The organism is Actinomadura luzonensis (assembly GCF_022664455.2).
Classification (GTDB): domain Bacteria; phylum Actinomycetota; class Actinomycetes; order Streptosporangiales; family Streptosporangiaceae; genus Nonomuraea; species Nonomuraea luzonensis.
In genome coordinates this window covers 356,031-376,216 of the sequence record NZ_JAKRKC020000001.1, presented here as the reverse complement: position 1 = coordinate 376,216, position 20,186 = coordinate 356,031, and the positions used below count along the sequence as shown (strand labels likewise).

General features: G+C 73.9%; 19 protein-coding genes, 1 tRNA gene and 1 pseudogene. 9 read left to right on the top strand and 12 right to left on the bottom strand.

The window, feature by feature from the left end; genetic code table 11:
* The first annotated feature begins 14 nt into the window (after positions 1 to 14).
* The 3 genes from MF672_RS01785 to lat all read left to right on the top strand — a co-directional run bounded on the left by MF672_RS01785 (position 15) and on the right by lat (position 3,611).
* Complete coding sequence (locus MF672_RS01785; protein WP_242379747.1) at positions 15 to 1,526, top strand: penicillin-binding transpeptidase domain-containing protein; 1,512 nt, start codon at positions 15 to 17, stop codon at positions 1,524 to 1,526.
* A gap of 20 nt (positions 1,527 to 1,546) precedes the next feature.
* Positions 1,547 to 2,194 (top strand): PAQR family membrane homeostasis protein TrhA, encoded by a 648-nt coding sequence (trhA, locus tag MF672_RS01780; RefSeq protein WP_242379745.1) that lies wholly within the window; start codon positions 1,547 to 1,549, stop codon positions 2,192 to 2,194.
* Positions 2,195 to 2,312: 118 nt separating this feature from the next.
* Positions 2,313 to 3,611 (top strand): L-lysine 6-transaminase, encoded by a 1,299-nt coding sequence (gene lat, locus MF672_RS01775; RefSeq protein ID WP_242379743.1) that lies wholly within the window; start codon positions 2,313 to 2,315, stop codon positions 3,609 to 3,611.
* Positions 3,612 to 3,618: 7 nt separating this feature from the next.
* Here the strand turns inward: lat and MF672_RS01770 are convergent, their stop codons facing one another.
* The gene (locus MF672_RS01770) at positions 3,619 to 4,839 is read right to left on the bottom strand and encodes an NAD(P)/FAD-dependent oxidoreductase (RefSeq protein WP_242379740.1); all 1,221 of its coding nucleotides are present in this window, start codon (positions 4,837 to 4,839) and stop codon (positions 3,619 to 3,621) included.
* Between the two features lie 139 nt (positions 4,840 to 4,978).
* Between MF672_RS01770 and MF672_RS01765 the strand changes: the two genes are divergently transcribed.
* On the top strand, positions 4,979 to 5,650 hold the full coding sequence (locus tag MF672_RS01765) for a helix-turn-helix domain-containing protein (RefSeq protein WP_242379738.1): 672 nt from the start codon (positions 4,979 to 4,981) through the stop codon (positions 5,648 to 5,650).
* 72 nt (positions 5,651 to 5,722) lie between these two features.
* On the opposite strand, the gene MF672_RS01760 is transcribed toward MF672_RS01765, so the two are convergent.
* From MF672_RS01760 to MF672_RS01740, 5 genes are all read right to left on the bottom strand, one after another.
* On the bottom strand, positions 5,723 to 5,917 hold the full coding sequence (locus MF672_RS01760) for a helix-turn-helix domain-containing protein (protein ID WP_242379726.1): 195 nt from the start codon (positions 5,915 to 5,917) through the stop codon (positions 5,723 to 5,725).
* Between the two features lie 188 nt (positions 5,918 to 6,105).
* A tRNA-His gene (locus MF672_RS01755) sits at positions 6,106 to 6,181 on the bottom strand.
* Between the two features lie 67 nt (positions 6,182 to 6,248).
* Positions 6,249 to 6,842, bottom strand: coding sequence for an oligoribonuclease (gene orn, locus MF672_RS01750; protein ID WP_242379724.1), 594 nt, complete (start codon positions 6,840 to 6,842; stop codon positions 6,249 to 6,251).
* Positions 6,843 to 6,909: 67 nt separating this feature from the next.
* Positions 6,910 to 7,998: a DUF2510 domain-containing protein gene (locus MF672_RS01745; RefSeq protein WP_242379721.1), complete on the bottom strand. Its 1,089-nt coding sequence runs from the start codon at positions 7,996 to 7,998 to the stop codon at positions 6,910 to 6,912.
* A gap of 49 nt (positions 7,999 to 8,047) precedes the next feature.
* Positions 8,048 to 8,629 carry a hypothetical protein gene (locus tag MF672_RS01740; RefSeq protein WP_247815135.1) on the bottom strand — a complete coding sequence of 194 codons (582 nt, stop codon included), beginning with the start codon at positions 8,627 to 8,629 and terminating at the stop codon, positions 8,048 to 8,050.
* A 1-nt stretch (position 8,630) separates the two neighbouring features.
* On the opposite strand from MF672_RS01740, the gene MF672_RS01735 reads away from it, so the two are divergent.
* On the top strand, positions 8,631 to 9,329 hold the full coding sequence (locus MF672_RS01735) for a hypothetical protein (protein ID WP_247815134.1): 699 nt from the start codon (positions 8,631 to 8,633) through the stop codon (positions 9,327 to 9,329).
* Positions 9,330 to 9,437: 108 nt separating this feature from the next.
* On the opposite strand, the gene MF672_RS01730 is transcribed toward MF672_RS01735, so the two are convergent.
* Entirely contained in the window at positions 9,438 to 11,102 is a 1,665-nt protein-coding gene (locus MF672_RS01730) for a serine/threonine protein kinase (protein ID WP_242384002.1), read from the bottom strand.
* Positions 11,103 to 11,210: 108 nt separating this feature from the next.
* Positions 11,211 to 12,233, bottom strand: coding sequence for a hypothetical protein (locus MF672_RS01725; RefSeq protein ID WP_242384003.1), 1,023 nt, complete (start codon positions 12,231 to 12,233; stop codon positions 11,211 to 11,213).
* A gap of 551 nt (positions 12,234 to 12,784) precedes the next feature.
* On the opposite strand from MF672_RS01725, the gene MF672_RS01720 reads away from it, so the two are divergent.
* Positions 12,785 to 13,084 (top strand): hypothetical protein, encoded by a 300-nt coding sequence (locus MF672_RS01720; RefSeq protein WP_247815133.1) that lies wholly within the window; start codon positions 12,785 to 12,787, stop codon positions 13,082 to 13,084.
* On the opposite strand, the pseudogene MF672_RS51995 reads toward MF672_RS01720, so the two are convergent.
* Positions 13,033 to 13,716, bottom strand: a pseudogene (locus MF672_RS51995) (serine/threonine-protein kinase); the annotation flags it as partial. The gene MF672_RS01720 and the pseudogene MF672_RS51995 sit on opposite strands and share 52 nt — an antisense overlap.
* A gap of 87 nt (positions 13,717 to 13,803) precedes the next feature.
* A complete protein-coding gene (locus MF672_RS01710) occupies positions 13,804 to 14,442 on the bottom strand; it encodes a pyridoxamine 5'-phosphate oxidase family protein (protein ID WP_242381926.1) in 639 nt (212 codons plus the stop codon).
* Positions 14,443 to 14,513: 71 nt separating this feature from the next.
* On the opposite strand from MF672_RS01710, the gene pdxR reads away from it, so the two are divergent.
* On the top strand, positions 14,514 to 15,899 hold the full coding sequence (gene pdxR, locus MF672_RS01705) for a MocR-like pyridoxine biosynthesis transcription factor PdxR (RefSeq protein WP_242381927.1): 1,386 nt from the start codon (positions 14,514 to 14,516) through the stop codon (positions 15,897 to 15,899).
* Here the strand turns inward: pdxR and MF672_RS01700 are convergent.
* A complete protein-coding gene (locus MF672_RS01700; RefSeq protein ID WP_242381928.1) occupies positions 15,871 to 17,001 on the bottom strand; it encodes a DegT/DnrJ/EryC1/StrS family aminotransferase in 1,131 nt (376 codons plus the stop codon). The genes pdxR and MF672_RS01700 overlap by 29 nt on opposite strands.
* Positions 16,998 to 18,035: a GNAT family N-acetyltransferase gene (locus MF672_RS01695; RefSeq protein ID WP_242381929.1), complete on the bottom strand. Its 1,038-nt coding sequence runs from the start codon at positions 18,033 to 18,035 to the stop codon at positions 16,998 to 17,000. Before MF672_RS01695 ends, MF672_RS01700 begins: the two co-directional genes overlap by 4 nt.
* Positions 18,036 to 18,236: 201 nt before the next feature.
* Between MF672_RS01695 and MF672_RS01690 the strand changes: the two genes are divergently transcribed.
* Positions 18,237 to 19,262 carry a phosphotransferase family protein gene (locus MF672_RS01690; RefSeq protein ID WP_242381930.1) on the top strand — a complete coding sequence of 342 codons (1,026 nt, stop codon included), beginning with the start codon at positions 18,237 to 18,239 and terminating at the stop codon, positions 19,260 to 19,262.
* A gap of 128 nt (positions 19,263 to 19,390) precedes the next feature.
* Positions 19,391 to 20,155 carry an SDR family oxidoreductase gene (locus MF672_RS01685; RefSeq protein ID WP_242381931.1) on the top strand — a complete coding sequence of 255 codons (765 nt, stop codon included), beginning with the start codon at positions 19,391 to 19,393 and terminating at the stop codon, positions 20,153 to 20,155.
* The last annotated feature ends 31 nt before the right edge of the window (positions 20,156 to 20,186 follow it).

The following is a 20,186-nucleotide window of genomic DNA, read 5'->3' as shown; positions in this document are numbered from 1 at the left end:
GGAGAAGGCTGATTGTGCTCGTTGTCGCGGTCGCCGCGATAGTCGGCGCGGGCGCGTTCGCCGTCATGGCGTCCAGCCGGGTCAGGGGCAGCGCGGCGGAGACGGCGGCGGCCTACTTCGCGGCCTGGCGCAAAGGGGACGTCCTCGCCATGGAGCGGCTGGTGCACCGGCCGCCCGCGGACTTCGTCGCCCGCCACCGCGAGCTGTCGGAGGCACTGCACGTCGAGGCGATCGCGCTGACGCCCGGGCAGCTCAGGAGCACGGGGGAGGAGTCGGCCGAGGTGCCGTTCGCGGGCGTGCGCACGCTGGCCGAGCTGGGGTCGTGGCCGTTCGACAGCACGTTGCGGCTGGCCGTCAGGGACCGCGCGTGGCGCGTCCTGTGGACGCCCCAGACGTTGCACCCGCTGCTCACCGAGGGCGCCCGGCTGGAGCTCGGCGAGATCGACACGACCACGGCCGAGTTCGTGACCAGCGAGGGCGCCCGCATCCCGCACGACAGCTACGCCGACGCCTACCTCGACCCGCTGAAGCCCGAGTTCAGCGAGGCCCACCAGGGCTGGGAGCTGCTGCTGAAGACGCCGGGGCAGCCGGACCGGGCGCTGCTCAGCCGCAAGCCCGAGGCGAACGTCGAGCGCACCACGCTCTCGCGGGCGGTCCAGGCCGCCGCCGCCCGCGCGCTGGACGCCGTGGACGACTCCACCATCGTGGTCGTCCGGCCCAGCACCGGCGAGATCCTCGGCCTGGCCGACCGGCTCAAGGACAGCTACAGCGCGGTCCGCGACGTCTTCCCGCCCGGCTCGGTGTTCAAGACGATCACCGCGGCGGCGCTGCTCAAGAGCGGGCTCGACCCGCAGGCCGAGGTGCCGTGCCCCGGCTCGTACACCGTGCCCGGCTTCCGCACCGTGCACAACGACGGCGACGTGGACCGGGGCGTGATCACCTTCACCGACGCCTTCGCCCACTCCTGCAACACCACCTTCGTCGAGCAGGCGACCACCCGGCTGACCTCGGCGGAGCTGGCGGAGACCGCGGCCGAGTGGGGGTTCGGCCGGCCGGTGGTGACCGGCATCGGCGGGAGCTGCGGAACCGTCCCGGAGACCACGGACACCGACGCCTTCGCCGAGGACGTCATCGGCCAGGGCGAGGTCGTCACGACGCCGCTGTGCATGGCCGCGCTGGCCGCCGCCGTGCAGAGCGGCACCTGGCGTTCGCCCCGGCTGCTGTCGAAGGAGCAGGTGCGCCGCGTCGACGGCGTCACCAGCGCCGACGCCCGCATGGACGAGGGCGTCGTGCGGGCGCTGCGCGACATGATGAGCGCCGTCGTGGACCACGGCACGGCCTCGGGACAGGGCCTGCCGGAGGGCGTGGCGGGCAAGACCGGCACCGCCGAGGTGGTGGACGGCGAGCCGCACGCCTGGTTCATCGGCTACCGCGACGACCTGGCCTTCTGCGTGTTCGTCCGGCACGGCGGATCGGGGCGCGGAGCCGCCGTGCCCATCGCCGTCCGCTTCCTCAGCGGGCTCTAACCTACGGTACCGTAGGTTATATGACCACCTTGACCGTTAAGCCCCGGCTGCGCGGTTGGCTGCACGCGGGCGCGCTGCCCGTGGCCCTGATCGCGGGCTTCGTGCTCGTGGCGCTCGGCCCGACGCTCCAGGCCCGCCTGGCCTCCGCCGTCTACGCGATCACCTCGGGGCTGTTGTTCGGCATCTCGGCGACCTACCACCGCAGCACGCTCGGCCCGAAGCTGGCCGTCGTCCTGCAACGCTTCGACCACGCCAACATCTACCTGATCATCGCGGGCACCTACACGCCGTTCGCGCTGCTGGCCCTGAACGGCGCGGCGCGGGTGGCGGTGCTCGCCGTCATCTGGGGCGGGGCGCTCGCGGGCGTGCTGTTCCGGCTCTTCTGGCGGGACGCGCCGCGCTGGCTGTCCACCTCGCTCTACCTGCTGCTCGGCTGGACCGCGATCTTCGTGATGCCGCAGCTCCTGGAGGGCGCGGGCGTGGCCGCCGTCGTGCTCGTGGCGGTGGGCGGCGTCCTCTACTCGGCCGGCGCCGTCGTCTACGGGCTGCGCCGCCCCGACCCCTCACCCCGCTGGTTCGGCTTCCATGAGGTCTTCCACGCCTGCACGCTCGCCGCCTACCTCGTGCAGTACATCGCGGTGTCCATCGTGGTCTACTCGCAGGGCTGACACGCGAGAGGCGGGCTTGAAGAACTTCACTTCGTGGGTAGATGTACCGTAAATTTTACGTATGTGTCGGCGCTTCGCCGGAGAAACGCGTGACCCATCTGCCCACAGTGGAGGCGACATGGACGTACACACCCGCCTTGCCCGCCACCTGCTCGTCGACGGCTACCGCCTCGTGCTCGACCTGGAGCGAAGCCGCGGCTCCTGGCTCGTCGACGCCCGCGACGGCCGCCGCTACCTCGACTTCTACACCTTCTTCGCCTCCGCCCCGCTGGGCGTGAACCCGCCCTTCGACCCCGCCTTCGTCCAGCTCCTCGGCCAGGTCGCGCGCAACAAGCCGGCCAACCCCGACATGTACACCGAGCACCTGGCCGACTTCGTCGAGACCTTCACCCGCGTGCTCGGCGACCCCGCGCTGCCGCACCTGTTCTTCGTCGAGGGCGGCGCCCTCGCCGTGGAGAACGCGCTCAAGACGGCCTTCGACTGGAAGAGCCGCCGCAACGAGGCCGCCGGCCGCTCCCGCGACCTCGGCACCAAGGTCCTGCACCTCACGCGCGCCTTCCACGGCCGCAGCGGCTACACCCTGAGCCTGACCAACACCGAGCCGGGCAAGACCGACCGCTTCCCGAAGTTCGACTGGCCGCGCATCGACGTGCCCGCCGTGCACCACGGCGACGTCGAGGCGGCCGAGGAGCGCGCGCTCGCGCAGGCGCGCGCCGCCTTCGAACGCCACCCGCACGACATCGCCTGCTTCATCGCCGAGCCCATCCAGGGCGAGGGCGGCGACAACCACATGCGCCCGCAGTTCCTCCAGGCCATGCAGCACCTGTGCCACGAGCACGACGCCCTGTTCGTCCTGGACGAGGTCCAGACCGGCGGCGGCACCACCGGCACCGCGTGGGCCTACCAGCAGCTCGGGCTGGAGCCCGACATCGTGGCGTTCGCCAAGAAGGTCCAGGTCGGCGGCATCATGGCCGGCCGCAGGGTGGACGAGGTGCCCGGCAACGTGTTCCAGGTCAGCGGGCGGATCAACTCCACGTGGGGCGGCGGGCTGGTGGACATGGTCCGCAGCCGCGGCATCCTGGAGATCGTCGAGCGCGACGGCCTGATCGAGCGCGCCGCCGCGCTCGGCCACGTGCTGCTCGAACGCCTGGTCAAGCTGGAGGCCGAGCACCCGGAGACGGTCTCCGGCGTGCGCGGACGCGGCCTGATGGCCGCCTTCGACCTGCCGGACCCGGCCGCCAGGGACGCCCTGGTGTCGCGGCTGCGCGAGGAGCACGGCGTGCTCGTGCTGCCCTGCGGCCCCCGCTCGGTGCGCCTGCGTCCCGCGCTCAACATCCCGGAGCCCGACCTCGACCACGGCCTCCGCGCCCTGACGGCCGCGCTCGGCGGCCGGCCGGACGCGCCCGCCGGCGGCTGAGCGGCGGTCACTGGCTGATGCTGGTGGCGGTGCGGCGCGGCCCGAAGTAGCGGTAGAAGAAGTTGAGCAGCACGCTCACCCGGTTGCGCCCGCCCAGCAGGTACGCGATGTGGATGAAGATCCACACCAGCCAGGCGGGGAACCCGCGCACGGTGAGCCCGCTCGGCCGCTCCAGCACGGCCTCGGCCTTGCCCACGGTCGCCATGATGCCGGGGTCGCTGTAGCGGAACGGCCGCAGCGGCCGGCCCTGGGCCGCGGCCAGGATCTGCCGCCCCACGTGCTTGCCCATCTGGATCGCCGGCTGGGCGAGCTGGGGCAGCGGCTTCGGCGGCGCGGCCAGGTCGCCGGCCACGAAGATCTCCGGGTGGTGCGGCACGTTCAGCGCCTCGGTGAGCGACACCCGCCCGCCCTTGGTCTGCGGCAGCCCCCAGTCGGCCACCTGGTCGGGCGCGGTGACGCCGAGCGCCCACACGGTCACGTCGCTCGGCAGCCGGGTGCCGTCCTGCAGCACCACGGCGTCCGCCTCGACCGAGGCCACCGTGGAGCCGAGCCGCATCTGCACGCCCCGCTTGCGCAGCGCCGCCTCCGCCGCCTGCCGCAGCCGCGGCTTGTACGGGGCCAGCACGTAGTCGAAGCGCTCCACCAGCGTCACGCTCGTCTGCTCCGGCCGGATCTCCGGATGCGTGAGGGGCAGCGTGCGCCGGCGCAGCTCGGCCAGCGTGCCGGCCACCTCCACGCCGGTCGCGCCCGCGCCCACCACCACCACGTTCGTGGTCTCGCGCCGCCCGGCCGCGGTGTCCTCCAGGTAGTGCTGGAGCCGCCGGCGCAGGGTGGTGGCGTCGTTCAGGGAGTAGATGGGCAGCGCGTTCTCCCTGGCGCCCGGCACGTTGAGCCAGTTCGTGGTCACGCCCGTGGCCACCACCAGGTAGTCGTAGTCGACGGAGGTGCCGTCGTCGAGCTCCACCCGCCGCTCGTCCGCCAGCACCTTGCTGAGCCCGGCCCGGCGCGCCCGCACGTTCGGCCACTTGGCGGCGTACGTCCTGACGGGGTAGGAGACGTCGGCGGTGCCCATGCCGGCCGTGGCCACCTGGTAGAGCAGCGGCTGGAAGGTCGAATACGGGTTCCGGTCGACGAGCGTCACCAGCGCCCCGCCCCGGGCCAGCTCCCGGGTCGCCGCCAGCCCGGCGAAGCCCGCACCCACCACGACCACCCGTGTTCTCCGCACCATGACCGTTTTCCTCCCCCTCAACAGCGCCATGGACTCCTATGACTCCGTCAGCGTCGGTTAAACCACCGCGAGAAGAAAGCCCCCCTTTGCCAACCGGCAGGGAGAAACGACTACGGTGATCCGTGGGAGGAGATCACCGATGTCTCAGCAAGTGACCACCATCGAGCGTCTCGGCCGCCGCATCGCCGAACGGCGGGCCGCGCTCGGCCTGACCCACGAGGAGCTGGCGGAGCGGGCGGGCGTCGAGGCCGCCTACGTCGCCTGCCTCGAAGGACAACCCGGGGTGCCGGTGCGCGAGGCCCTGGCCCGGCTCGCCGGGGCGCTGGAGACGAGCGTGGAGGCGCTGCTCGGCGAGGACGCCGACACGCCCGCGGGCGCCGGCCCGGCCTCCGCCCGCGCCGAGCTGCTGGTGCTGGACGAGAAGGAGTGCCTGCGCCTGCTGGAGCCCGGCGGCGTGGGCCGCATCGCCTTCGAGGGCCGCTATGGGCTCACCGTGCTGCCGGTCAACTTCCGGCTGCTGGACGGGGCGGTCGTCTTCCGCACCGCCACCGGCGGCTCCACCGACGAGGACCTGCGGACCGGCGTGGCGGACGTCGAGTACAAGGTCGCCTTCGAGGTCGACCGCATCGAGGAGCTGACCAGGGGCGGGTGGAGCGTGCTGGTGCAGGGCGGGCTGCACCACGTGACGGCCGAGGAGGAGCAGGCGGCGGCGGCCACGGGCGTCGAGCCGTGGGCGGGCGGCGAGCGCGAGCAGTACCTCAAGATCGTCCCGTCCCGCGTCACCGGCCGCCGCATCAAGCCCGGCGCCTGAGACGCGCGGGGGTGTCGGCGCTGGCCTTCCGCGCCTGAAAGGCCAGCGCCCCCCGCGGTGGTGCCCGGTCCGCTACTGGCGTCGTGAGCGCCAGAGCCCGATGGCGGTGACGCGGCTGTCCACGCCGAGCTTGGCGTAGATCCGGTTGACGTGGTTCTTGACGGTCTTCTCGCTGAGGAACAGGCGCTGCGCTATCTGGCCGTTGGACTGGCCGGTGGCGATGAGGTCCATGACCTCGATCTCGCGCTTGCTCAGGGACGTGAACACGCTATCGAACGTTGTGTCGTCGACTCTCATCCGGCCTCCGGGGGGACGGTCAGATCGATCGCCGAGGCCCCCGTGCTTCCGGCGTTAGCGGTAGACAGCGAGCATAACCCGCATTGTCGTGTTTTGGGGGCGATTGTCGGGAGAAAAACAACGACGGCCGATCCCGAAGGACCGGCCGTCGTTTCGCTTGGGGTGAGTGAAGGGACTTGAACCCTCGACACCCAGGACCACAACCTGGTGCTCTGCCAACTGAGCTACACCCACCATGACCGCCCCTCGCGAGGCGGCACAGGAAAAGTGTAGCGGGGTTCGGGAGTCTTTACGCCACTCCTTATCCGCTGACACGCTCGGCGAGTGATCTCGCTGTGAGCGAATCGGGCCCAGGCTGCTCCACGAAGATCGCCGCCCGGTAGTAGCGCAGCTCCCTGATGCTCTCCGTGATGTCGGCCAGCGCCCGGTGCCCGCCCTGCTTCTCGGGGGCGGCGAAGTAGACCCGCGGGTACCACCGGCGGACCAGCTCCTTGATCGACGAGACGTCGATCATCCGGTAGTGCAGATAACCGTCCACCCCGGGCATGTCGCGGGCGAGGAACGTGCGGTCGGTGCCGATGGAGTTGCCGCACAGCGGCGCCTTCTTCGGCTCGGGCACGTGGCGGCGGATGTAGTCGAGCACGAGCGACTCGGCCTCCGCCAGCGTCATCCCGCCGGCCAGCTCGGGCAGCAGCCCGGAGGCGGTGTGCATCTCGCGCACCACCTGCGACATCTGCTCCAGCGACTCCGGCGGCGGTTTGATGATCACGTCGATGCCCGCGTCGAGCTGATTGAGCTCGCTGTCGGTGATGACGCACGCCACCTCGACCAGCGCGTCGCGCCCGAGGTCGAGCCCGGTCATCTCGCAGTCGATCCAGACCAGCAAGTCACTCATACGATCTCCTCGCCCAGCGGCTCGGAGCGATCCGCCCGCTTGTACCCCACCAGCCTAGTGCCACTGGTCATGCGGGCTTGAGCGAGGAGAGGACCTTCCCGAGGACGTCGGTGCCCAGATTGTCCGGCACGGAGACGTACAGGATGGCCGGCCGCTCGCCGTTGCCGCGATCCATGAGCACGATCGCGCCGTTCTCCTTCTTCCACTTGTAGCCGTTGGCCTCCGACTCCTTCGTGAAGTCCATCTCGAACTGCAGCAGCCAGGCGTCGCGGTCGCCGACCTTGATGGCCTTGTCGGTCACGACCTTGCTCTCGTGCGGCACCGAGTAGAACTGGGGGGCGAAGTCCATGAAGACCGCCTGCGCGGTGGCGCGCAGCCCGGCGACGCCCGTGTAGGGGTAGAGCTCGTTGAGCACGCCCGTGTTGATGTTGCCCACCCAGTTGCCGTCCTTGCCGTCGTAGTTCTCCTGGGCGACGGCCTCCACGCCCGCCGTCCAGAGCTGCCGGGTCGGCGGCGGGTTGTCCGGGTTGATCTGCGGAGGCACCTTCCAGTCCTTCGGCACCTCGAAGGAGAGGCCGGCCTGGGAGTCGTTGATCCGGCCGTCCTGCGGCTGCGGCGGCGGGCCCGCGCTCTGCCCGGGCGAGGGCCGGCTGGGCTGCGGCTCGCTGCTCGGCGGGTCCTGCGGCACGTACGTGTCGCCCGGCTGCGGCAGCGCGGCCGGGTCCTCGCCGCCCCGGTTGAGCAGGAAGATCCCGCCCGCCACGAGCAGCGCGACCACCACGAGCGCCGCCAGGCCGCCGAACACCCACGGCAGCGGGTTGCCCTGCTTCGGCGGAGGCGGCGGCGGGTAGGCCGGTCCGCCGCCGCCCCAGTTCGGCTGCGTGGGCGCCGGCTGGCCGTAGGCCGTCTGCCCGTAGGTCGGCCGGCCGTACTGGAGCGTGGGGTTCGCCGGGGTCGCCGACCAGTCGTGCGGGGCCTGCTGCTGGGGGCCGGAGGCCGGCTGCGGCTGGGCCTGCTGGGGCTGCTGGGGCTGGGGCTGAGCGGGCCCCTGCTCCTGGGCGTGGGTGGCGTCGGTCCACTGGTTGCCGTCCCACCAGCGGAGCTTGGGCTCGCCATAGGGGTCCGGATACCAGCCCGCGGGGGTCTGGGTGGTCATGTTCGCCAGATTAGTAAGAACCGCTTTGATATGCATTGCTGGACGGGCATCAGCACTTGTAGGTGAAGCTCGCCTTCGCCGTGCGGGCCGGCCCCGGGGCGAGGATCCGCAGCGTGGCCGTGGCCTTGGCGGTGCTCTTGCCGTGCAGCGACCAGCGCAGCGGGAGCTGGTACGACGTCTGGCCCGAGCGCGTCTGCAGCGTGCCCCTGACGACGTCCTTGTCCAGGTTCTTGTGCCACTCGTAGGCGATCTCGCCGGGGGCGCCGTTCGTCACGACCGTGGCGGTGAGCAGCGCCGTGCCGTCGCAGCCGTACGACTTCTTGGCCGCCTTGACCTCCGCCGACGCCACCACCAGGTCCGGCGCGTCGCTCAGCTTGAACCAGGCCAGGACCGCCCCTGCCATGATCACCGCGAACAGCGCGGCCGCGGAGAGCGTGCGCCACCGCCGCGACCTGGACGCCCGGCCGCCGCGGCCGGTCGCGCGGGTCGCGCGGGTCGCGCCGCCCGGCTCGCCCCGCCCGGAGCGCCAGATCCGCTCCGCCGTGGTCTCCGGCCGCTGCTCCTGCGTGTCGATGCCCGGCCCGAACCGCACCGGGCCCGCCGAACGCGCCGGGACGTGCAGCAGCGTCACGATGTCGCCCTCGTCCCTCGGCGGGGACGGGACGGGCGGCGCGGCGTGCGCCGGCGGCTGCGCGAAGGCCGAGCGCGAGCGCGCCGCGCGGCCCAGCCCGGCCCGGCTGACCGCCCCGCCGGTGCAGCACGGCCTGCTCGGCGAGCAGCGTGTCGCCGCCGCGGCCAGGCCCAGCGTGCCGGCCGTGGCGCCACCCGCTCGAACAGCGCGGCCGCCTGCGGGCCCGGCCGCCGAAGGAGGCGGCCAGCCCGCGGGCCAGCGCCGCCCACCCGGCCGCGTCCCGCTCGGGCGGCGAGACGTGGCCGCGGATGGCGTCCGACAGGCCGCGCTCCGACAGCAGCGCCGCGCCCTCGGCCGTGACGACCACCGTGCCCGGGTGCACCGAGCCGTGCGTGACCCCGGCCGCGTGCAGCGCGACCAGCGTGCTCGCGGTCTCCACCAGGGCCGAGGCCGCGCCGGCCGGGTCGACCGGGCCGCCGGTCAGGAGGTCGGCCAGCGTCGGGCTGACCGCCTGGCCGGTGAGCAGCCACACCTGCTCGCCGGCCGCGACGACGTCCGCGACCGGGATCAGGCCGCCGAGCCCGCCCAGCACCAGCCGCTGGTCGGCCATGACCGCCGCCACCACCCGCTCGCGCACGCCGGGCAGCCCGATGAGCCGGGCGTCGAACAGCAGGGCGCCCGCCCTGCGGCCGTCGGGTGAGATCGCGTCGATCCAGTTGCCGAGCTCGGTCATCCAGGTGTGCTCGGTGAGCCGGAAACCGGCGATACCGTGCCCAGGGTTGTTCATCCCCGTCGCCCCCCGGCGCGTCTAGCGCTTCCTTCTGTGGCGGCCCGCCATCCGGCGGCGCACCGCCAGTGTGACGGGCACCGCGCCGGACGTCACCAGCCCGGCCGCGAGCAGCGCGGCAGGGGCCTCGCCGCCGCGGTCGATCCGCGGGTCCTCGCTCGGCGTGCCGTCGCCGGTCGGGTCGGTCGGCGGCTGGGAGGTGGGCGGCTGGGACGAGCTGGGCGGCTCCGAGGTGGGCCGCGGCGGGCGGGTGGTCGGCGAGCCGGTGCTGCGCGTCGGCGCGGGCGTGCTCGGGCGGCGGGTGTCGGTCGGCACGTCCACCTTGCCGCTCTCGTCGGGCTCGGCCGTCTCTGACGAGGCCGCCGTGGGCTTGCGGGTCCTGGACGGGGTCCTGATCGGGCTCCGGGTGGGCCGGGGACGGGCGCTGGTGCGGGTGGGCGCGGCGGTGGGCCGCCCAGTTTGGGGCGCGGTCTGGGGCGCGGTCTGGGGCGCCTGGCTCTGCGGGGCGGTGGCCGTCGGCGTCGGGTCCGGCTCGTCGGTGGTCTCCTCCGGCGTGGGCTCCGCGCTCTCCTCCGGCACGTCGGGCTCCTCCGTCGCGGGCGGGGCCGCGCTGGGGGTGACCTTCGTGGTGCCCGCCGAGAGCGCGGGCTCGTCGGCCGACGACGTGACCACGAACACGGCCGCGCCGATCAGCACGGCGGCCCCGACGGCCGCCATGGCGATCTTGGCGGGCAGCTTGCGCAGCAGCCCCGCCGGGTCGGGGAAACGCGTCTCGGTGAACGCGGTCTCCGTCTCGACCGGCTCCTCCAGCGCGCTCGGGAAGAGCATCACGAGCAGCCCGGCAAGGGCGGCCAGGCGGCGGCGTCCGCGCTCCTCCCAGTCCGGCCCGTACGCGCCGGCCGCGACGGCCTCCAGCTCGGTCAGGAACGCCTCCGCCGACGGCGGCCGCTCGGCGGGGTCCTTGGCCATGCCGCGCTCGACGAGGCCCTGCAGCGCCGCCGGCACCTCCTCGGCCGGGACCGGCGCGCTCTGGTGCTGGCGGGCCAGCGCGGCCAGGTTCGGCGCGCGGAAGGGGCGGGCGCCGGTCAGGCACTCGAAGAAGACGACCGTGGCGGCGTACACGTCGGTGGCGGGGCCGGCGGGCGAGCCTGACCACTGCTCGGGCGCCATGTACGGCGGCGTGCCCGCCGCGCCGGCCTCCTCGCCCGCGCGGACCGCGATGCCGAAGTCGACCAGCTTGCTGCTGCCGTCCTCCTGCACCATGACGTTCTCGGGCTTGAAGTCGCGGTGCACGACGCCGATCGCGTGCGCCGAGGCGAGGCCGCGGAGGGAGCCCTTGAGCACGGTCAGCGCGGCCTCGGGGCCGGTCGGGCCCTGCGAGCGCAGGATCTCGCGCAGCGAGACGCCGTTGATCAGCTCCATGACGATCGCCGCGCCGTACCCGGACTCGACGTAGTCGATGAGGCGGGCGTGGTGCGCGCTCTGCAGCGTGCCCAGCAGGCGGGCCTCGTGCCGGAAGCGGGCGACGAAGCCCATGTCGGCCCTCAGCTCGTCACTGAGGTACTTGATGGCCACCTCGGCCCCGTCGTGGTCACGTGTGGCCAGCACGACCCGGCCGGCGGCTCCCGAGCCCAGCTCGCGAACCTCGGTGTAGCCGGGGACCCCCCATTGGCCCTCGCCGTACATACGGTCTCCTCTTGGCTGTGTGGGCCCCCACCCGCATCAAACGGTCCGTAGCTTAACGGGACCGAACCGGATTCCCAGCAGTTATGGGGATAAGTGTGGATGACGATTTCAGTCGATCTCTGCCGGTGTGTCGGAAGTCTCAGGTTTCGGTGTGGGGCTGGGGGTCTTCTGAGGCTCCTTGGTAGGGGGCTCCTTGGTGGGGGGCTCCTGCGAGGGCGGGTCCTCGCGCGGGCAGCCGGCGGTGACGCCGCTCGCCGTGTCGCCGCCGTTCGCCGCGGCCGGGTCGGTCGAGGCGGTCACCGACCACTTCGCGCCGCAGCCGAGCTTGACCGGGAAGGAGAAGGTCCGCACGTACGAGGTGCCGCCCGACAGGGTCGCCGACCGCGTGCCGCCGCCCTCGCCGCTCGCGTACCTGACGGTGAGGCGCACGGGCTGCCGGTTCGAGGTGAGCACCCGGACGGTGGCCGTGACGCCGTCGCCCGCGCTCGCCCGCAGGACGGAGACCTGGCGCACCGCGGGCGGGCAGCTCACCGAGGTCCTGGCGGCGGCCGTCCGGCCGCCCGCCGTCACCTGGACCGACACCGTCGAGCCGCAGGGCCGCGAGCGGAGGGCGTAGGTGAGCGTGCGCGCGTAGGAGGTGCGGCCGGACAAGGTGGCGCCGCGGCTGCCGACGGGCTCGCCGTCCACCGCGAACCTGGCCTGCACCGGGATCGCGCCGGGGCCGCTCGCCGTCACCCTGATCGCCGCCTGCGCGGCGCGGGCCGGCGCGGCGGGGAAGTCGAGGGCGACGCGCAGGCCGGTCACCTCGGCCGGGCAGGGCGGCACGGCCACCGAGGCGGTCCTGGCGCCGCCGGGGGCCGCCGGCGACGTGGTGACGGTCAGCGTGACCGTGCTGCCGCAGGGGCGCTCGCCGATCGGCCAGGACAGGGTGCGCGTGTAGGCCGTCGAGCCGCGCAGCACCAGGCTCTGGGTGCGGCCGGCGGTGCCGGGGGCCGACCAGGCGGCGGTGACGGCGACGGGGCCGGGGCCGTTCGCCCGGACGGTGAGCGTCGCGCCGGCCACGCCGTCGGCGTCCACGGCGAGGCCGCCGAGGTTCAGTGCCAGCACGGCGGGCGGCCGCGGCACGGTCACGGTGGGCGTCGGCGTCGGCGTGGGGGTCGGCGTGGGGGTCGGGGTGGGCGTCGGAGTCGGAGTCGGAGTGGGTGTCGGCGTCCGTACGGGCGTCCGTGTCGGGGTGCGCGTGGGGACCCGGGTCGGGGGCCGCGTCGTGGGCCTCCGCGACGGCGGAGGGGCCGTCGGCGGGAGGGCGGTCGGCGGGGCGGTGGTTGGCGGGGCGGTCGGCGGGGCGGTCGGCGGCGACGAGGTGCGCGGCGGCCCGGAGGTGTCGTCCACGGGCACGACGGCCTCGGGCGTGCCCGGCGGGCTCGCCACGGCCGGCGGCGGCGCGGGAGTCGACTCCGGCGTCTCCGCAGGCGTCCCCGAGGGCGTCTCCCCGGGCGGCGTGGGCGAGGCCGTCGGCGGCGCGGCGGCGGCCTCCGGGGTGAGGCTGGTGGGCGGCACGACCGCGGCCGCGCCGACCGGCGGACGGCGGCCGTTCGCGACCGGCCAGCAGCACCACCGACGTCACCGCGACGGCCGCGGCCAGCCCGCCGCCCATCGCCACCCGGGCGGCGGTCGAGCTCATGCGCGAGCGGAACTCACGGAAGACGGTCCGCGCGAACGACGTGGACACCTCCGGCGCGGCGCCCGTCGGCTGCGGCAGCAGCAACGCCAGCAGACCCACCAGGGCGGCCAGCCGCCGCCGGCCGCGCTCCTCCCAGTCCTCCCCGTACGCCGCCGCGGCCGTCGCCTCCAGCTCGGCCACGAACGCCTCCGCGCCCGCCGGCCGCTGCGCCGGGTCCTTGGCCATGCCGCGCCTGACCAGCTCGCGCACCGGCGCGGGCGCGTCGTGGAAGGGCACCGGCGCGTGCACGTGCTGGTAGCCGAGCACGCTGAGCTCGGTCGAGCGGTAGGGCCGGTGCCCGGTCAGGCACTCGAAGAAGACGGCGGTGGCGGCGTAGACGTCGGTCGAGGGCGAGGCGGGCCGCCCCTCCCACAGCTCCGGCGCCATGTACGGCGGCGTGCCCTCCGGCGTGCCGGCCGCGCCGTGCCGCACCGCGATGCCGAAGTCGACGAGCTTGCTGACCCCGTCGTCCCTGACGAGCACGTTCTCGGGCTTGTAGTCGCGGTGCACGACGCCCATGGCGTGCGCCTTGGCCAGGCCGAGCAGGGAGCCCTTGAGCACGGCCAGCGCCGCCTCCGGCTCGGTCGCGCCGTGCTCGCGCAGCAGGGCGCGCAGCGGCACGCCGTTGACCAGCTCCATGACGATGGCCGCGCCGCCGCCGTCCTGGATGTACTCCCACATCGTGGCGATGTGGGGGTGGCGCAGCGTGGTCAGCAGCCGGGCCTCCGACTGGAACCTGGCCACCGCCGCCGGGTCGCCCAGCAGCCGGGGGGCGAGGTACTTGATCGCGACCTTGACCCCGGTCTCGTCGTGCACGGCGAGCACGACGCGCCCGCCGGCGCCCGCGCCGAGCTGCTTGATCTGCGTGTAGCCGGGAGCGGTCCACTCCATATGCCATCTCCCATCAGGGTCCGGCCCACCTGATGAGACGTGCGATCAAGGACGCGGGTTTGCCAGGGGGGCACCTGATTTATGGAACTACTCCCGATGGAGGATGTGAACCGGCGGATCGATACCTTCTGGGAGCAGCGGATCGGGTTCGGGCGTCCCCCACGCGGTGACCAGCGGCAGCACGCCCGCCCAGACCGGCAGGCCGTAGTCCTCCTCCTCGTCCACCGGCCCGCCGCGGCGCAGCTTGACCGACGCCTCCTCCAGCGACAGCGCCAGCACGGCCGTGGCGGCCAGCTCCTTGCGGTTCGGCCGCCGCACGTAGTCCCACTGGCCGGGGGCCAGCCGCTCGGACAGGGCCCGCAGGCCGGCCAGGCGCTCGTCGTCGTCCGTGACGAGCCGGGCGCGGCCGTACACGATCGCGGAGCGGTAGTTGACCGAGTGGTGGAAGATCGAGCGGGCCAGCACGACGCCGTCCAGGTGCGTGACCGTGACGCACACCTCGCCCCCGCCGGCCGCGCGCAGCGACCGGGCGCCGGTGGAGCCGTGCAGGTAGAGGGTCTCGCCCAGGCGGCCGTAGCCGGTGGGCACGACCATCGGGCAGCCGTCCACGACGACGCCCAGGTGACAGATCAGGCCGGTGTCGAGCACCTCGTACAGGTCGTCCCTGTCGGTGCTGCCGCGCTCCTTGGAGCGCCCGAGCGTGGTGCGGGGAGTGGCGGAGAGCATGATTCGACCGTACGGGCGAAGTGGACCTAACCTGGATGGCCACTATCCACCCCTTCCAAGGGACCACTTGCGTGCGTAGCTCCATCGACCTGCCGGTCTCCCTCTCGCGGGAGGCCGCCGAACCGCTCACCGCCCAGCTCGCCGGCTGGCTGCGGCAGGCCATGCTGGGCGGCGCGCTCGCGCCCGGCGAGCGGCTGCCGTCCAGCCGGGCCCTGGCCGCCCAGCTCAAGGTGAGCAGGACCGTCGTCACCGAGGCGTACCAGCAGCTCTACGCCGAGGGGTGGCTGGACGGGCGGCACGGCTCCGGCACGTTCGTGGCCGACATGGAGGCCGTGACGCCGCCGCGGGAGGCCCCGTACGAGCCCGCGCCGCCCGAGCCCGCGGGCTCCTTCATCGACCTCACCGCGGGCCGCCCCTGGGTGCGCGACTACGACCACGCCGCGTGGCGGCGCGCCTGGCGCCGGGCCGCCGACCTGCCGCCCGGCGCCGACCCCGACCCGCACGGCCTGCCGCGCCTTCGCGAACTGCTCGCCGACCACCTGCGGAGGGCCAGAGGCATGGCCGTGGGCCCGGAGAACGTCCTGGTCACCCGGGGCACCGGCAACGGCCTCGACCTGTGCGCGCTCGCGCTGCTCGGCCCGGGGGCCCGCGCCGGGGTGGAGGACCCCGGCTACCACGTGGCGCGCACGGTCCTCGCCGCGCGCGGCGCCGAGCTGGTGCCCTGCCCGGTCGACGAGCACGGCGTGATCGTCGACGGCCTGCCCGGCGACCTGCGCGTGCTCTACACCACCCCCGCCCACCAGTACCCGCTCGGCGGCCGGCTGCCGATCCCGCGCCGCGAGCGGCTGCTGGCCTGGGCCAGGAGCACCGGCGCGACGATCGTCGAGGACGACTACGACGCCGAGTTCCGCTACGACGTCGCCCCGCTGCCCGCGCTCTACGGCCTCGACCCGTCCCGCGTGGTCCTGCTCGGCACGTTGTCGAAGACCCTCTCGCCGGACGTCGGCGTCGGCTGGCTGGTCGCCGCGCCCGAGCTGGTCGAGCGCATCGCCGCGCTGCGGAGCGCGGTCGCCGACCGCACCAGCGGCCCCGTCCAGCACGCGGTGGCGACCCTGCTGGAGCGCGGCGACCTCGACCGGCACCTGCGCCGCATGCGCCTGGAGTACGCCCGCCGCCGCGCCGCCGTGGTCGAGCTGCTGGGGCCGGTCTGCCGGCTGCGCGGCGACACGGCCGGGCTGCACGTCCTGGCGGAGCTGCCCGCCGCCGTGGTGCCCGCCGTGGTCGCGCGCGCCAGGGAGCGCGGCATCCTGCTCGACGCCACCGGCCGCCACCACCACGGCGCCGAGCGGCTGCACGGCCTGGTGATCGGGTACGGCTCGGCCTCGCTGGGCGACGTCCGGCGCGGCTGCCGGGCGCTCGCCGCGATCGTCAGGGAGACGGCGGCGGCGGCGCCGTAGCGGGCTCCAGGGCGCGCAGGACGGGCAGGGAGCGGTGGACGTACACCGGGTCCACCGGGAGCACGTGCCGGGCCCACCAGCGCGCCTGGGCGGGGTCGGGGGACGGCTCGGCGTAGCCGGGGGCGTAGTCGTCGTAGGGCGGGTCGTACAGGTAGCCGGTGGGGACGCCGCGCCGCTCCAGCTCGGCGATGGCCGCGTCGCGGTCGCGCACCAGCAGCGGGACGCGGAACAGCGGCTGGTCCGCGTGCTCGCGCACGGCCGGCGCGACGCTCGGCAGCTCGGCCAGCCGGGCCACGCCCGCCAGCCGCCTGGCCCGCTCGCCGGGCACCTTCGCCACCCGCCGCGCCTGGTACCAGCGCACCAGCCGGCCCCGGCGCGACCGGTAGGGGTGCAGGTCGGCGCGGACCCACGGGTCGAACGGCGGCAGCTCGGGGATCTCCTTGAGCGCGAGGTCCAGCCGGTCGGGGTCGAGCGCGATGCGGAACCCCTCGCGCTCCTCCTCCAGCCCGAGCAGGCGGGACACGGCGAGCGCCGGGCGCGCCAGGCCGAGCCGGAGCGCCGCGTGCCGGGCCATCGAGGTGGTCACCGACAGCAGGTCGGCGCGCAGGGAGCCGGGGGCCAGCAGCTCGTCGCGGGCCTGTTCGAGGGCCCGCAGGTCGGCTTCGTCCGCGACCGCCAGCACGCCGCCCGAGCCCGCGCCCGGGTGCTTGGAGAGGCTGAAGACGCCGGCCTGGCCGAACGTGCCGAGCGGGCGCCCGCCGAGGCTCGTCTCCATGGCGTGCGCGACGTCCTCGATGACGATCTTGCCGGCGAACGCGGGGACCCGGTCGGGCAGGCCGTAGAGGTTGGTCGTCAGGACGGCGTCGACCGTCGCGAGGTCGGCGCGGGCGGCGTCGATGTTGCCGTCGCGGGGGTCCAGCGGCGCGATCACCGGCCGCAGCCCCGCGGCGAGCACCAGGAAGAGGATCTCGTCGGCCGAGATCGGCGACATGAGCAGCCGCTGCCCGGGCGTGCACCAGTGCCGCAGCGCCAGATAGAGACCGAGGCGGTTGGACGGGAGCGGCAGGCAGCGACGACCCGTGCGCTCTGCGATGTGTTTCACCGCTGTATGACGGTACGGAAGCGCCCGTAGGTTTTCAATGCCTTGTCAGCTGTTTTGAGAAGCAGCGGATTGGCCATGACGGTCGCCCGGGTCTTGCGCACCGGCACGCGCATCATCCAGTGCACGCCCGCCGCCGCGCTGGCCCTGGCCACGCGGCCCTCGGCCACCTCCAGCTCGCCGGTCTTGAGCTTGTCCTTGTACTCCTTCTGCCCGCGCCCCATGTCGATCACCTCGATCCCGGCCGCGGCGGCCTTCTCGGCCATCGCCAGGTGCTGGATGAGGCCGGGGGAGTACTTGGCGAAAGCGGTGTCGTAGGCGGGGAACCAGCCGGCCAGCGTGGTGCGGGTGCGCACGCCGAAGTGCCCGGCCACCGGCCGGTCGCCGGCGTAGACCATGTCGAGCACGCCCGCGAAGGAGTCGGTCTGGGTGGCCAGCAGCCGCTCGACCAGCTCGACGATCCACTGGTGGGCGAAGCGGTCGGTGCGGCCGGTGCGCCGGTACTGGTCGGTCTTCCAGCCGAGCAGCGTGCGCAGCGGCTCCAGCGAGGTGACGGCGTACTCGTGGCGCAGCGTGCCCGCCTCGCGCTCGAGCTTGCGCGACTTCGCCAGGGTGCTCTTGTACGTCTTGCCGGAGTTGTCCTTCAGGAACGCCGTGTAGCGCTCGTAGCCGTCGCGCAGGTCGATGATCGGCGACGGGAAGCGCTCGCTGCGCGGGCCCATGAGCGGCTGGCCGGACACCAGGTGGTCGAACTCGTAGACGGCGAGGCCGCAGTCCTTGATCAGCCGGCGCGCGTCGATCTCCAGGTCCTTCACGTGGACCAGCCCCTGCGCGTCGGTGAGGCCGGCCGCGACCGGCTTGCCGATGCCCATCGGGTGGCGTTCGAAGGGGAAGAACCCGACGATCTCCGGCCCGTCGTACAGGACGGCGACCTGCACGAGATCACGAAGCTCGCCCACCGTGAGGGTGAACTCGGGGGACAGGAAGGGATTGTCGAAGGCGGGGTCGGACTCCTGCAGAGCCCGCCATCGGCTCACTTCGGACGCTCCCAGCTCACGAGGGAGGGCAAGGGTGACGCGCATGAGCTCCTACTGACGGCCGCACTCTGGGTCCAGCGTGGGATCAGACGTGTAATGCCCAGGTTAAAGGATCTCACGCCATGCTCATCCACGCAGGTCCGGAACGTTACACAACTCTCAGCTAGCCCTCAGCACCGAGTGACGTTCTAATGTGTGTCCATGACCGTACCTGGCATCGACCGGCCCCGCCTGGTCGAGTGGATGGGCCGCAACGTGCCGGACGCCGGCGAGCCCCTGGCAGTCTCCCTCATCTCGGGCGGCAGGTCCAACCTCACCTACCTGGTGGAGGCCCGCGAGCGGCGGCTCGTGCTGCGCCGCCCGCCGCTCGGGCACGTGCTGCCCACCGCCCACGACATGCGCCGCGAGTGGCGCGTCATCTCCGCGCTCGCGCCGACCCCGGTTCCGGTGCCCGAGCCCGTCGCCTTCTGCGCCGACGAGGACGTGATCGGCGCCCCGTTCTACCTGATGGGCCACGTCCCCGGCACCGCCGTGCGCACCAGGGACGAACTCGGCGACCCCGCGCCCGAGCAGGTGCGGCGGCTGTCGGAGCGGCTGGCCGAGGTGCTGGCCGCCATCCACGCCGTGGACTACCGCGAGGTGGGGCTCGGCGACTTCGGGCGGCCCGAGGGCTACCTGGCCCGCCAGCTCGACCGCTGGTCCCAGCAGTGGGAGCGGTCGAAGACGGCCGACCTGCCGGAGTACGACCGGCTCGTCCGGCGGCTGCGCGACCGGCTGCCCCCGGAGGCCCCCGGCACGCTCGTGCACGGCGACTACCGGCTCGACAACACCCTCGTCCGGCCCGGCGACCTGGAGATCCTGGCCGTGGTGGACTGGGAGATGTCCACGCTCGGCGATCCGCTGGCCGACCTCGGGCTGACGCTGACGTACTGGCACAGCAGGGGCGACGACGAGCGGGCCGGCATCCCGGTCTCCGGCGACGCCACGCTGGCGCCCGGCTTCCTCGACGCCGCCGAGTTCGCCGCCCACTACGCCAAGGCGTCCGGGCGCGAGATCGGCGACCTCGGCTTCTACGTGGCCTTCGGCAACTTCAAGCTGGCGGTCATCATCGAGGGTATCCACGCGCGCTTCCGCCAGGGTAAGACCGTGGGGGAGGGGTTCGACCGGATCGGCGCGGCCGTGCCGACGCTGATCGCGCGCGCCCACCGCACGCTCGACCAGCTCTGACCCACCGCAGCCCGCGCCCGAGACCCCGCCCAGGATCACGCCCGATCACGCCCGGGATCACGCCCAGGACCACGCCCGAGCCCGCCCGTCCGAGAGCCCGTCAGGACCGCCCGACCCCAGGGAGCGTCATGAGCACAGTTGCACTGATCACCGGAGCGGCGAGCGGCATCGGCGCCGCCACCGCGCGGCGCCTGTCGGCGGCCGGCGCCCGGTGCGTCCTCGTCGACCTCGACGCCGAGGGCGCCGAGCGGCTGGCGAAGGAGATCGACGGCGCGTGGCTGTCCGCCGACGTCAGCACCGAGGAGGCGTCCCTGGAGGCCGTGGCGCTGGCCGAGCGCCGCTACGGCCGGCTCGACCTCGTGCACCTCAACGCCGGCATGACCGGCCGGGTCGACCTCGCCGACTTCGACCTGGCCCGCTACCGCCAGGTCGTGGGCGTCAACATGGACGGCGTGGTGTTCGGCGCCCGCGCCGCCGTGCCGCTGCTCGAACGCTCCGGCGGCGGCGCGATCGTGGTCACCGCGTCCCTCGCCGGGCTCGTCGGCTTCGCCGGCGACCCGATCTACACCATGACCAAGCACGCCGTGGTCGGCCTGGTCCGGGCGCTGGCCGAGCCGCTGGCCGCCCGCAACATCCGCATCAGCGCGGTCTGCCCCGGCTTCACCGACACGCCGCTCGTCGCCGCGGCCAGGGAGATGTTCACCAGCGCCGGGTTCCCGCTGCTCACGGCCGAGGACGTGGCCGCCGCCGTCGAGTCCGCCTTCTACACCGACACGCCCGGCACGCTCCTCGTCGTCCAGCCGGGCCGGCAGCCGGTGCCGTACCGCTACGCGGGGGTGCCGGGCCCGGCCGGCGGCCAGCGTCCGCCGAAGGTCGAGCCGCAGGCCGAATAGGGGACGACGGCAAGTCGCACGCAAGCGGAGC